Consider the following 14052-nt stretch of genomic DNA (forward strand, 5'->3'; position numbering starts at 1 on the left):
AGTAAACAATTTATATAGAGTGAACTAAAAAATGTGGACACTAAGTATTTTGAGTGGAACGCCTTACTTAGTGAGAACCTTTATTTAAATATAGATGGCAGGTATTACTAACAATAATTCAAAGGCAGTGAGGTGGACGACTTTGTCAACTCTATTGGAAGTGAAAGATCTTAAAACGCACTTTGGCAATAAAAGACGTACCGTTAAAGCAGTTGATGGGATCGATTTTGAAATAAAAAAAGGTGAGACCGTTGCTCTTGTTGGAGAATCGGGATGTGGAAAAAGCATGACATCACTTTCTATTATGGGTCTTGTTCCCGCACCAGAGGGGAAAATAGTAGATGGTGAAATTTTGTTAGACGGTGTTAACCTCGTAGAGTTACCTGAAAAGAAAATGTACGAAGTTCGCGGAAAAGAAATCGCGATGATTTTCCAGGAACCAATGACGTCTTTAAACCCGGTGCTTACTATTGGGGACCAATTGACAAGCGTTATTATTCATCATTTAAAAGTCAATAAAAAATTGGCGACAGATAGGGCAATCGAAATGTTGGAACTGGTAGGGTTTTCAGAACCGGAAAAAGTACTTAAAGACTATCCGCATCGTCTTTCGGGCGGAATGAGACAAAGGGTGATGATTGCAATGGCAATGTCATGTAATCCCAAACTACTCATAGCGGATGAGCCTACAACCGCATTAGATGTAACTATTCAGGCACAAGTACTTGAGTTAATGAAGAAGCTAAGCCAGCAATTTTCTACCTCGATTCTATTGATTACGCATGATTTAGGAGTTGTTTCCGAACTAGCGGAAAGAGTGATAGTTATGTACTCTGGGCAAATTGTTGAAATAGCTAATATTGATGACTTATTCAATGATCCATTACATCCTTATACGGTTGGACTAATTGAATCGGTTCCAACGATAGACGGTGAAATTGAAAAGCTGTATTCAATTCCAGGGAATGTCCCTGCGCCAGGGATGGTAATTCAAGGATGTAAATTTGCAGCGAGATGTAGTAAAGTTTTTGATCGATGCACTCAAGAAATGCCTCCAATTAGAAAAATAGATGAATCTAGATCTGTTCGCTGCTTTTTATATGATGAAGATGGGGAGGTAAAATGATGGGATCAACCGGATTACTAGAGCGAACAAAACAAACTGAAATTAAGATAGCTAAAGAGACATTGTTAGAGGTGCGAAATTTAAAGAAATATTTTCCGGTTAAAGCTGGAATATTACAGCGAACAGTAGGTCATGTCAAAGCGGTTGATGATATTAGCTTTACTGTAAAAAGGGGAGAGACTTTAGGGATCGTCGGAGAATCCGGATGCGGAAAATCAACTATGGGGAGGTCTCTAATCAGGCTCTATGAACCGACTGAAGGAAACGTGATTTTTGACGGTACTGATATTACAAACCTTTCAGAAAGAAAATTAAGACCGCTAATTAGAAAGAAAGTACAAATGATTTTCCAGGATCCTTTTGCTTCCTTAAATCCGCGGAAAACCTTAGGAAAGACCTTAAATGAACCTTTAACAGCGCATAAGTTGTTCGGTAATAAAAAAGAACGAGAAGAAAGAATAAAAGAACTGCTAAATGTGGTTGGCCTACACCCCTCGTCTATGAATCACTATCCTCATGAATTTTCAGGGGGGCAGCGCCAAAGAATTGGTATTGCGCGATCACTTGTGTTAAATCCCGAGTTAATAATCGCAGACGAGGCAGTTTCCGCATTAGATGTATCGATTCAATCACAGATTATTAATTTATTGGAAGAATTACAATCAGAATTAGACCTGACGTATATTTTCATATCCCATGATTTAAGTGTGGTAAGGCATATTGCCGATAGGGTAGGCGTAATGTATTTGGGGAAACTTGTAGAATTATCGGAGAAAAACGATTTATACGCTGAACCACTACATCCTTACACACAAGCATTACTTTCCGCGGTACCTGTTATAAGAAAGAAGGGCGTCGTAAAAAGAGAAAGAATTGTGCTGAAGGGAGATATTCCGAGTGCGGCCAATCAACCAACGGGATGTGTCTTTCATACAAGGTGCCCAGCTAAAATGAAGATATGTGAAACAATAATTCCTGAATTTAAGGAAGCAAAACCAGATCACTTTGTCGCCTGTCATTTATATGAGTGAAATAACTCCTGAAAGGGGGTGGTTCATAGTTCATGCGATAAATTAAAAAAATTAAAGGGGGAATAAAAAATGATGAAAAATCGTTTTTTACTAATGATTGTATTGGCGATGATGCTTGTTGTTGCTGCATGTTCGGATGGAACTGTAAAAGAAAGTGGAACTAAAAAAGAAAATCAAAAAGTTGATAATCCGACAGAAGAATCGGGCGGTAGCTTAGTTTTAGGAACGACAGCTGCTCCGACGATATTTAATCCATATTATTCAACGGATACTTCAAGTTCAACAATTGAGAACTTTATTTTTAGTGGTCTGGTCACAGTCGATACAGACTTTAACCCTGAAGGAGACCTAGCGGAAAGCTGGGATTTTACAGAAGACGGATTAACGTGGACTTTCAATTTGAGGAAAGATGTTAAATGGCATGACGGAGAAGACTTTACAGCAGATGACGTTGTATTCTCCTATGGAATACCATTGCACGAAGATTATATTGGACCGCGTGGTTTACCATTTGAAATTATTGACGAAATAAACAAAATTGACGATCATACGGTAGAAATTATTCTTTCAGAACCATATGCACCGTTTATCACGATTACAGCACAGTTCCAAGTTCTTCCGAAGCATATACTAGGTGATGTTCCTATAGCAGATCTTGGTACAAATGAATTTAATACGAAATCGCCAATTGGAACAGGTCCATTCAAATTTAAGGAATGGAAAGAAGGCGAGTACATTGAACTCGAAGCGAATGAAGATTATTTCCTTGGAAAACCGAAACTAGATTCAATTATATCTAAAATTGTTCCGGATATGAATACGCTAATGGCACAGTTACAAGTAGGCGATATTAATATGACTGGCATTACACCACAATATATTGAAACTGCAAGAAAACTAGAGGATGAAGGAATAATAGAGATTTCCTCGGGTCCATCAAATGCTTGGGAGTTTATTGGCTATAATTTAAGGAACGAACTATTCCAAGATAAGTTAGTTCGTCAAGCACTAACACATGCAATAGATAAGGAAGCGATTGTACAAGCCATATTGGATGGATCGGGAGTTGTAGCTCACGGACCTGGTAGCCCGGCAAACTGGGCATTTAATGACGATGTTCCAGAGTTTGAATATGATCCGGAAGAAGCTAAGAAAAAGCTTAAAGAAGCGGGTTGGGAACCTGGATCAGACGGCATCATGGAGAAAGACGGACAAAAGTTTGAATTTGTTTTGAAAACAACTTCAGCAAATGAAATTCGCCAGCAAATTGCAGAAGTTGCACAACAACAATTAAGTGAAATTGGTATTAAGACATCAATTGAAGTACTCGAATGGAGTGCGTATGTTGAACAAACAAGTCCACCAAATTGGAACTTCGATGCAATGGTAGCGGGTTGGTCCATTGGTAGTGACCCAGATCCAACTTGGTTCTGGCATACATCGGAAATTGAAAACGGGTTAAATTATGGCGGTTATTCAAATGAAAAAGTTGATGAGCTGCTATCAGAAAACACGAAAATCTCTAATCTAGAAGAAAGAAAAGCAATTATTGCCGAGGCGGATGCAATCGTAACGGAAGATCAGCCTAGTACTTTCTTATATTATGTTGAAGGTCACCTTGCATATTCACCAAAACTTCATGGTCCATTATTTAATGCTGCTAACACTTACTATAAAGTTCATGAATGGTATATCGAGTAACATTAAAATCACTATCACACTATGTATTTAAAATGTTAGTTTTAGTGTCATAAGTGGCGAACATCTTCGGAATATTGTGGAGATGTTCGCTTTATTATTAAATGTCTTGATTGATGAATACTTCATTTAATTACCCTTGGTATTTGAATCCTTAGATTACCGCTTACAAGATACTTAAAAGGTTTCAAATTATTAGAGTATAAGGGAAGGAGCGAACTTAAAATGACTACTTATATAGTAAGAAGATGTTTAATGGCAATTCCATTACTTTTTATTATAACGATTATTTCATTTGCAATGATGCAAATGGCGCCTGGGGATCCCACAGCATTAATGATGGATCCAATGATTAAAAAAGAGAACCTAGAGGCATTTAAAGAAGCTAATGGATTAAATGACAATGTCGCCGTGCAATATGTTAGATGGTTAGGGAATATGGTGCAAGGTGATTTTGGGCAATCGTTAATTCGCCAAGGAGTACCTGTGAGTGAATTGGTTTTAGCCAGGTTACCTAACACTTTACTATTAATGCTTGTTTCGACTATTATCGCATTTCTAATTTCGATTCCACTAGGAGTTATTTCAGCAACTAAAAGAAACTCGCTAACCGATTACTCTATCACGTTTGTTTCGTTTTTGGGAATCGCTACTCCCAACTTTTGGATAGGTCTTGTTCTAATAATGTTTGCGTCGGTACATATGGGATGGTTTCCAGTAGGCGGAGTGTCCACGCACGGCGAAGCTTTTAATTTGTGGGACCGCATTCATCACTTAATACTTCCGGCGTTTGTACTAGCAACCGCAGATATGGCCGGATTAACGAGGTATTCCCGCTCTAGCATGTTGGATGTATTACGTCAGGATTACATTCGCACTGCTAAGGCAAACGGTTTCAAGAGTAGTACTGTTATTTTTAAACATGGACTTCGTAATGGACTTATACCCATTATTACGATTTTCGGATTAATGCTTCCTTCATTTATAGGGGGGTCCGTCATTATAGAAAGTATATTTGCATGGCCTGGAATTGGTTTGCTGTTCGTAGAAGCCGCATTCCAAAGGGATTACCCGGTAATAATGGCGGTAATTGTAATTGCAGCGACGTTAGTTGTTATTGGTAATTTACTTGCAGATATACTCTACGCTATTTTCGATCCGCGAATTGAATATTAGGAGGGGATTAAAGTGACACTTCCAAAACTAGACGGAATGGTGAATGGTTCACTTATTTTAGAAGAAAATCCGGAGCTGGTTCATGAACCAATGCGGAAAGTTATGTTACGAAAGTTTATGGCGAATAAGTTAGCTGTAATTGGTGCAATTATGCTCATTATTATTATGTTTTGTGCGCTATTTGCACCTTGGATAGCGCCACAAGATCCAAGTAAGCAAGTATTACTTGATAAACTAATGCCTCCAGGTGAAAAATATATTTTAGGGGCAGATAACTTAGGTCGGGATACATTCAGTAGGTTACTTTATGGAGCGAGAGTTTCCTTACTTGTAGGCTTTGCTTCTGTTGCTGGGTCAATATTTATAGGGACTGTAATCGGCGCGGTGGCGGGTTATTACGGCGGTAAACTTGATGCATTCCTTATGAGGTTTGTAGATGCGGTCATTTCTTTCCCGTCACTCTTTCTACTAATAACACTAATTACAATCTTTGAACCTAGTCTATGGACCCTTATTAGTATATTTGCCATATTTGGTTGGACTGGGACGGCCCGTCTAGTTCGTGGGGAATTTTTAGCTCTTCGTACAGCAGAGTTTGTTTTAGCGGCAAGGACATTGGGAATCCGGAGTTCGAGAATTATTTTCTCGCATATCTTACCTAATGCAATGGGGCCAATAATTGTATCGGCAACACTAGGAATTGGTGGAGTTATTTTGGCTGAAGCAGCACTAAGCTATTTAGGACTTGGTATTCAACCTCCGATACCTAGCTGGGGTAATATGTTGCAAAGTGCACAGAACCCTCAAATTATGCTTGGCGCATGGTGGTTTCCTCTATTTCCAGGCTTCATGATATTACTAACGGTATTGGCATTTAACTTTATAGGTGATGGCTTGCGAGATGCGTTTGACCCTAAAATAAAGGATTAAAAAAATGATAAAGTTTGGAGCGTTGTAATGATGAAAACAGAAGTTATTGAAGATAAAACTAGTGATAACTTTCATGGTACGATTGTCGCTGATCCTTATCGTTGGTTAGAAAATTCAAGTAGTAGCCGAACAGTAGAATGGGAAAAGGATCAAAGTGGCCGTACAGAACAACATCTAGCTAGTATTTTAGGCCGTAAAAAGATAAAGGAAAAATTAACAGCTCATTGGAACTTTCCAAAGTACGCTGTTCCGCAAAAAAAAGGAGATTATTACTACTACAGTAAAAATGGTGGTTTGCAAAATCAACCTATTTTACATAGGGGTAAAGAACTTACGAATCCTTCAACCGAAATTGTCATTAATCCAAATGAATTGAATGCTGAAGGGACATCCGCTTTAACGAATACCACATTCAATAAGGATGGTTCGCTTATGGCCTATGCCATTTCGGAAAACGGAAGTGATTGGCAAGAAATAAAGATTCGCAACATGGAGACGCTTACTGATTACCCTGAAACACTTAAAAGGTGTAAATTCAGTACGCTTGCCTGGACAGAGGACGGTGATGGTTTCTATTATAGTCGTTTTCCAGAACAAGGAACGGTATCCGAAGAAGATGAAAGTAACTTCAACCGGTTATACTTTCATAAATTGAATACGCCACAAATTGAAGACGTTTTAATTTATGAAAGAACCGACGATAAAGAAATTGCGTTTGAGCCGGTCCTTACAGACGATTACAACTACTTAATAGTAACATTGTGGAAGGGGACGGAAAATAAAAGTCAACTTTACTTCCGTTCGAATAAAGAAAACGGAGAATTCATTCCTTTAATAAATAAGGATGACGGATACTATTCGTTTATTGGAAATGAAGGGTCAATCTTTTACATTTATACAAATCAAAATGCGCCAAATGGTAAAATAATTGCAGTTGACATTGAACAACCGGAAGAAGAAAATTGGATAGAAGTTATTCCTGAACAAAAGGAAGTCCTATCATTCATCAGGAAAATTGATGATAAATTAGTCGTCACCTCTATGCTGCATGCACGGGATCAGGTGAAGTTATACGATCTTTCCGGTTCATTCATTAAAAAACTAGAACTTCCTGACATGATTACAATTATCGATATCTCCACAAATAAAAAGCAACAAGAGTTATTTATAAGTTATTCTTCTTATTTAAGTCCGAATACGATTATGCGGTACGACCTTGAGAAGGGGAGTTTGGAAGTTTTATTTCCTTCGGGGGCTAAACTGGACAGTTCTAAATTCGAAACGAAGCAAGTTTTCTATCCATCTAAAGATGGAACCAAAATACCGATGTTTATAACGCATAAAAGAGGGGTTAAGTTAACCGGGAATCATCCTGTACTTCTTTACGGGTATGGCGGTTTTAATATAAGTTTAACACCTTCTTATTCACCATCCAATGCGATGTTTATTGAGGATGGGGGAATCTACGCTGTTGCTAATATTAGAGGCGGCGGAGAATACGGCGAAGCTTGGCACCAAGCAGGTACATTTGGGAATAAACAGCGCGTCTTTGAAGACTTCATTGCTGCAGGTGAGTGGTTAATAGACAATGAGTATACAAATTCATCTAAGTTAGCGATTATGGGGGGCAGTAATGGCGGGCTTTTGGTTTCGGCTTGTATGAACCAACGTCCGGACTTATTTGGAGCTGTCGTGTGCCAGGTACCAGTAACGGATATGCTTAGGTATCAACGTTTTACTGTAGGTCGATTTTGGACTTCAGAATTTGGTAATGCTGAGGAAAGCGAAGAACATTTTAATAATGTATATGCCTATTCTCCACTTCATAATGTTACGCCAGGCATAAAGTATCCGGCAACATTAGTAACAACGGCCGATACAGATGATCGTGTTGTCCCTCTTCATGCGAAGAAGTACACCGCGACATTACAAAAAGCCCAAGCTGGAAAAGCTCCTATTCTCCTCAGAATAGAAAAAAATGCTGGGCATGGACTTGGCAAACCAACGTCTAAAATAATTGAAGAGTATACAGATATTTATACTTTTATCTACGATAGTTTAGGAATACCTATAGATTAAATTTGTGTAACTTGAACAAAAACAGAAAAGTAGTAGTGCAGGCCATTATTCATGGGGTGCATTACTACTTTTTTGTTGAAAAATAATTCAAGTGGAGCGCAACAAAATCCTCTGCCTATTAACCGATAAAGTTTTTTTAAGTTTAGCGAAAGGTTAGCTGATTCAGCTATGTAATACGATAAGAATAAAGATTTACTAATAGGCTAATTCAACATAAGTAATTATCGAAATTAATTAAAGAAATCAACAACTCGGGTAAAGGTTTACTCCTTTCTTATAAGGTGTTATATTGCTACAGTCGGAGAAAGTACGGAAATATTTATAGCTGTGTAACCGGTTTCTATTATTCATTGAAAAGTTGCTTGTTTTTGGATTATCGTTTAGTTAAGGAGGATATATATATGGATTTTTCACCGTGGGTTTTATTTACAGATATTGGACTGGTTTCACTTTTGTTGCTCGTAGGAACAATAATACGAGCGAAGGTGCGATTTGTTCAAAAACTGTTTTTGCCGGCAAGTATTATTGCGGGTATTCTTGGGTTAGCACTTGGCCCGAATGGTTTTGGATTACTGCCCTTCTCGGATCAAATAAAGGTGTACCCGGCAATATTGATTGCTGTTATTTTTGGAACACTGCCGTTGTTATCGCCAAGAATTGATTGGAATGCGATTAAGACAAGAGTTGGAAGCATGTGGTCTTTCTCACAAATAGTAATGGTGTTAATGTGGGGTGGGGGCCTGTTCTTCGCTTTGCTATTCATTAACCCATTTTGGAATGACATTCATGATGGATTTGGTTTGTTGTTAGCTGCTGGTTTTGTCGGTGGTCATGGAACAGCTGCAGCAATCGGTTCAACCTTTGCGCAAAATGGTTGGGAAGAAGCTACGGATCTGGCAATGACTTCCGCTACGATTGGGATTATTTGTTCGATTGTATTAGGTATTCTGTTTATTAAACGGGGTGCGGCAAAAGGACAAACATCATTCTTAGCTAGTTTTGATGATTTACCGAATGAGCTAAAAACCGGATTGATACCGCCGGGATCTAGGGTGAAATCTGAAACGGATACTGTTTCTTCGATTTCTATCGATCCATATATCTTTCATATAGCTATCGTTACAATAATTGCTATGGGTGGATACTACATAAGTGAGTTAGGTGTCAAACTGCTACCTAACGTGGCAATTCCGGCATTTTCGTTAGCGTTTCTTGTTGGTTTGCTCGTTAAGAAAATCCTGAATGCAACAAACTCTGCAAAATATGTAAGCACAGACGTAGTAAACCGGATAAGTGGGAGTGCAACTGATGTACTGGTGGCGTTTGGAATAGCTTCCATCAGTTTATCAGTTGTCCTTGATTACCTTGTCCCGTTACTTCTGTTGTTTGTGTTCGGTATAGTGTTTGCATTCGTATTTTTCAAAGTTCTATCGAAGAAGTTTTTCGAAGAATACTGGTTCGAAAAAGGAATCTTTACCTGGGGTTGGACAACTGGTACTGTTGCCATGGGAATGGCTTTACTTAGAATTGTCGATCCGGAAGCTAAGAGTAAAACGCTAGATGACTATGGTTTAGCTTATATTCCGATTGCGCCGGTTGAGATTCTATTAATCACATTTGCACCACTACTTGTATTGAATTCCCAATCATGGGTATTTGTCGCAATGACATTTGGCGTAACTTTTGTCATATACTTAATGGCAATTAAGTATAAATGGCTTAGTCGAACAAGAAATAACTAAAAAGTGAAATCAAAAAGCCTCAGCAATATGCTGGGGCTTTTTGTCTGTGTACACCGATGAATATATATATATATATATATATATAGGTGTGTAGGAAGGCAAGGTAAATTTGGTTGTTATTCATTTAGGCTGATGATTTAGTTGATTGGAGTTGAAGTCGGCGACTCACCGAACGCCCCCCGGAAAGCGTCCGACTGGAACGCAAATCAATGTACTTTGTATAAAAGAAAAAAGAGAGTGACGTGCTAATTGCACATCACCCCAACATTTGACTTAGAGCCTTTATATAAAGCGAAAAACCACACATTGGTATCGTGTGGTTTTTTGTTGGTTATTTTTTTAGTGTATCAAAGTACTTCCATAAGGCTGCTGCAATTTTTTCGGATTCAGTTTCATAAGGAGTATCGACAAAAGCTTCTCGGAATGAACGTGTAACTGTTTCAAGTAAGAAGGTGCGAGGTAGCGCCGCGTTTAGCTCTTCAATAATGAATTCAATGTATTGGCTACTTCTTAGACTTTCTTCATCTGGAAGCATACTTGCGAAATCAGTCATCATGGAGAGGAGTTGTTTTTTTGTTTTATGGTCAAAGATAACGTCGATAGTTGAAAAAGTAGTTTCAGGCAGTAGTTGATCTTTTGTTTGGACAACGTCAGGAATAATTGAATCCATTCGGCGCATTATGAATTTCACCAGTTCGGTGGAGTCGATATCCTCTGTTGGACGAGCCATCAATACGTGTGACATATGCTGCAACATGCCCATCAGCAAGATAGCACAATCGGGGGCGTGGGGTTTAACTTGGATTCCGTATACATCGACCAACCTCTCGGTGAGCCATGAAATTTCAGCGAGATGATGTTTCTTCGCGAATGCACTTAAATCTGGGTCTCCTGAATGAAAAACGGCTTCAAAAATAGGGAGTAAATTGTAATCTCGATTTACTTGTTGGCGAATGGAAATTTGTTTAACCAGTATGTTTTTATCTGCAGGTGATTGTTCGATAAGTATTTCTCGCCGTCTAATTATTGTTTCGTTTCGTCCGTTTTCTAGAATTGCCATCAGACACTCGTTTTTTGAAGAGAAGTAATTGTAAAATGTTCCTTTGGAAATTTGAGACTCCTCTAGAATGTCTTGTATCGAAGTCGATAGAAATCCTTTTTCAACGAAAAGTCGTTGCGCGATTAATAATACTTGTTTTTTGCGATCATTCATAATAATCATCCTTATACCTTTAGTCTATCCTTATTTTAACGTGTAAACACTTACAATACAATGAAGATGAATTGTGTGGTTTTATAACTTGAGGTTTTTGGACCGAGGGTATAATATGTATAGGGTAATGAAATATACTGGCAAATTATAAATTGTTTTGTTTAGATGGAGGAACTTAGATGGATATTAAGAAAATACATGAAAAACCGCCTTATGGCATGATAGCAATTTTATTTATAGGGGCATTTGTTGCATTATTGAACAACACACTACTAAATATTGCATTACCAACAATAATGAATGAATTTAACGTTAAACCATCTGAAGTTCAATGGTTAACGACTGGTTTTATGCTCGTCAATGGTATTTTAATTCCAGTGAGTGCTTTTTTTATACAAAAGTTTACGAACCGAAAATTGTTCATAACAGCAATGACTTTGTTTTCGCTAGGGACTCTTATAGCGATTATTGCACCGAGCTTTTGGATACTCGTTGTAGCAAGGATGATTCAAGCAGCTGGATCGGCGATGATGATGCCACTTCTTATGAACATCATGCTGACAGCGTTCCCAGTCGAACGTCGTGGGGCGGCGATGGGAATATTTGGTCTTGTAATGTTTACCGCACCAGCGATAGGTCCAACGCTATCAGGATTTATTCTTGAAAGCCAGTCGTGGAGAATGCTTTTCATTATTGTATTGCCAATAGCTTTATTAACATTGGTTTATGCAATCTTTAGGCTTCGAAATATTACACCGAACCGGGATATGAAGCTCGATGTATTTTCGATTATATTGTCGAGTATCGGTTTTGGTGGACTCCTCTACGGATTCAGTTCGGCGGGAGATAAAGGATGGAGCGCACCAATCGTTTACGGCACTATTGCAATAGGTGCAATTGCACTCTTAATATTTGTCCTCAGACAACTTCGGATGGACGAACCGATGCTCGACTTCAGAATATATAAATATCCAATGTTTGCTTTGTCTTCGATTATATCGGTAGTTACTTCTGCCGCAATGTTTTCTGCAATGATATTGACGCCGTTATACGTGCAAAGTGTTCGGGAGATATCCCCGTTAGATGCAGGAATATTAATGTTTCCTGGTGCCCTTTTGATGGGGCTGATGTCGCCGATTACAGGACGACTATTTGATAAATACGGAGCACGTGTGATGGCTGTGATTGGCCTTTCAGTTACAGTGATTACAACATATTATATGAGTGAATTTGGGATGGAGACTGGCTATTATTACATCATGACAATCTACACGATTCGCATGGTGGGTATGGCGTTAGTTATGATGCCGGTTATGACGAATGGTCTAAATCAGCTGCCGGCGAAATCTAACCCCCATGGTGTTGCGATAAACAGTACGCTACAGCAAGTGGCGGGTGCAATCGGTTCAGCCTTATTATTAACGATTATGACGACGCGTATGGGTTCAGTTGGTGCTTCACTGATGGCTGATGCGACGGATGCTGGAGATATGCCGACAACAGCTGAAGGGCTTGGGGTATTGCAACAGGAGATTGAAAAGCAGGCAATGCTAGAAGGTATTAGCTACGCATTCTTCATCGCCACGCTTATCGCGATTGTAGGACTCGTGTTAGCCTTCTTTATTAAACGGGTGGAACCACCAGTTAGTGAATTTAATGTGAGCGATTCGGGAGAAGAGAAAGAGTAACAAACTAGACAGCTCCGTACAGGTGGTCATTGACTTGTGCGGGGCTCTTTACTTTCTGTTATGATTAGAAGAGTAGCAAAGACAAGTGTTCCGATTCATCAAGTATAATTTGGATTAGGTTATGACTTAGTTGGTCTGGAATATTGCGCCTAGATAGCATCCCAATACGGCCACTAGTTGTGGTGATGGATGCAAAACCTGCTCCGTGCAGGCCTATGTCTAGTTTAAGAAAGGTGAGAGTTTAATGATTGGAAGAAATGATCCGTGTCCATGTGGGAGCGGTAAAAAACATAAAAGATGTTGTTTAGGGAAAAATGATAAGCCAGTAGAACAGCTTGTTGATGAGGAGTTAGAGCGTATCCTCTTAAGTATTTATGAGCAACCACCGGCAAACTCAGATATTATTGAACTTAATAGTTACAGACGACAGTGGGAAGCGAAACTTGGGGACCTTTGGGACGATAATAGTATCGAAGGATCACTAACTGAATACTTCTTATTTGTTGCGCGTCAGGATTTGTGGAAACGTCATTTGGTGAAGGTATTGAATACTCCGATAAGAAGTTCCGTTCGCGCTGTAGTTAAAACATGGCAGCAACCATTCGTTCTCTTTGGAAAAGCGAAAGATGAAAAGGATGGATTTATCGAAGTCGAAGAAATACTGGGCAAAGGAACGTACTATTTAGAAAAGGAACCCAACATGCCGGTTGAAAAGGATTCAATCGTATTTGGCGGTGTGCTTCCTGATAATAGAAAACAGGAAAATGGAATATATGTCATTACATCACTTATGTTTATAAACGATAGTAATGGAAGCTTTGAAAAACAAATTGAAGCGCTAGCAGCATCTAGTGGATTTGAAAATAGTCTTGATTTCTATAAAGAACATATGGTAGATATATTCCATGCGATTCTTGACAGAGAGACTGGCTCGGTAGAAGAGCTGATTGAAAGTGATCTGACTCAAGTTCAGCAGGAAGTGTTGGAAGTTTTGAAAACAACAATCGATGACCTTGGTCAACGTGCGGAAGTACAAGACTTACTGAGAAACATTTCTATTTCATACTTTTTAAAAGAAAAACCAAATTTCCGGAAACCGAACATTATTGCAGCGGCAGTATTTCAAGTCGCAAGCGATCTTGAATTGTTAGGCGAGTATGAAGGTACGAAGGCGGATATAGCAAGGCTGTTTTCTGTGTCGGCAAGTTCAATAACAAGACATGCCGAAAATATTCATGACTTTGTGGAGAGAATGACTTCGGAAATGAAAAAGGAATAAATTTATAGTTATAGGTTGAAAGCGGGCATAGTATTTTATGCTCGCTTTTTGCTTTTTACCGGACAAAGAAGGAATTTTTAGAATTATGTA

The 14052-nt window shown here is 38.8% G+C and carries 10 protein-coding genes; 9 read left to right on the forward strand and 1 reads right to left on the reverse strand.

The features are described 5' to 3' along the window. The first annotated feature begins 142 nt into the window (after positions 1 to 142). The 7 genes from KSU66_RS17720 to KSU66_RS17750 all read left to right on the forward strand — a co-directional run bounded on the left by KSU66_RS17720 (position 143) and on the right by KSU66_RS17750 (position 9782). On the forward strand, positions 143 to 1126 hold the full coding sequence (locus tag KSU66_RS17720) for an ABC transporter ATP-binding protein (protein ID WP_269052791.1): 984 nt from the start codon (positions 143 to 145) through the stop codon (positions 1124 to 1126). Then, the gene (locus KSU66_RS17725) at positions 1126 to 2157 is read left to right on the forward strand and encodes a dipeptide ABC transporter ATP-binding protein (RefSeq protein ID WP_269052792.1); all 1032 of its coding nucleotides are present in this window, start codon (positions 1126 to 1128) and stop codon (positions 2155 to 2157) included. The genes KSU66_RS17720 and KSU66_RS17725 overlap by 1 nt, the downstream gene beginning before the upstream one ends. 69 nt (positions 2158 to 2226) lie before the next feature. Then, on the forward strand, positions 2227 to 3858 hold the full coding sequence (locus tag KSU66_RS17730) for a peptide-binding protein (protein ID WP_269052793.1): 1632 nt from the start codon (positions 2227 to 2229) through the stop codon (positions 3856 to 3858). Between the two features lie 222 nt (positions 3859 to 4080). Next, entirely contained in the window at positions 4081 to 5031 is a 951-nt protein-coding gene (locus KSU66_RS17735; protein ID WP_269052794.1) for an ABC transporter permease, read from the forward strand. A gap of 36 nt (positions 5032 to 5067) precedes the next feature. Continuing rightward, positions 5068 to 5961, forward strand: coding sequence for an oligopeptide ABC transporter permease (gene opp4C, locus KSU66_RS17740; RefSeq protein WP_269052828.1), 894 nt, complete (start codon positions 5068 to 5070; stop codon positions 5959 to 5961). Positions 5962 to 5988: 27 nt separating this feature from the next. Then, on the forward strand, positions 5989 to 8040 hold the full coding sequence (locus KSU66_RS17745) for a prolyl oligopeptidase family serine peptidase (RefSeq protein ID WP_269052795.1): 2052 nt from the start codon (positions 5989 to 5991) through the stop codon (positions 8038 to 8040). A gap of 401 nt (positions 8041 to 8441) precedes the next feature. Beyond that, positions 8442 to 9782 (forward strand): sodium/glutamate symporter, encoded by a 1341-nt coding sequence (locus KSU66_RS17750; protein ID WP_269052796.1) that lies wholly within the window; start codon positions 8442 to 8444, stop codon positions 9780 to 9782. A 331-nt stretch (positions 9783 to 10113) separates the two neighbouring features. Here the strand turns inward: KSU66_RS17750 and KSU66_RS17755 are convergent, their stop codons facing one another. After that, entirely contained in the window at positions 10114 to 10995 is an 882-nt protein-coding gene (locus KSU66_RS17755) for a TetR/AcrR family transcriptional regulator (RefSeq protein WP_269052797.1), read from the reverse strand. Between the two features lie 179 nt (positions 10996 to 11174). On the opposite strand from KSU66_RS17755, the gene KSU66_RS17760 reads away from it, so the two are divergent. After that, on the forward strand, positions 11175 to 12683 hold the full coding sequence (locus KSU66_RS17760) for a DHA2 family efflux MFS transporter permease subunit (RefSeq protein ID WP_269052798.1): 1509 nt from the start codon (positions 11175 to 11177) through the stop codon (positions 12681 to 12683). A 244-nt stretch (positions 12684 to 12927) separates the two neighbouring features. Further along, positions 12928 to 13962: a YecA family protein gene (locus KSU66_RS17765; RefSeq protein WP_269052799.1), complete on the forward strand. Its 1035-nt coding sequence runs from the start codon at positions 12928 to 12930 to the stop codon at positions 13960 to 13962. Positions 13963 to 14052: the final 90 nt, after the last annotated feature.

It is taken from the genome of Sporosarcina sp. G11-34 (assembly GCF_026931025.1).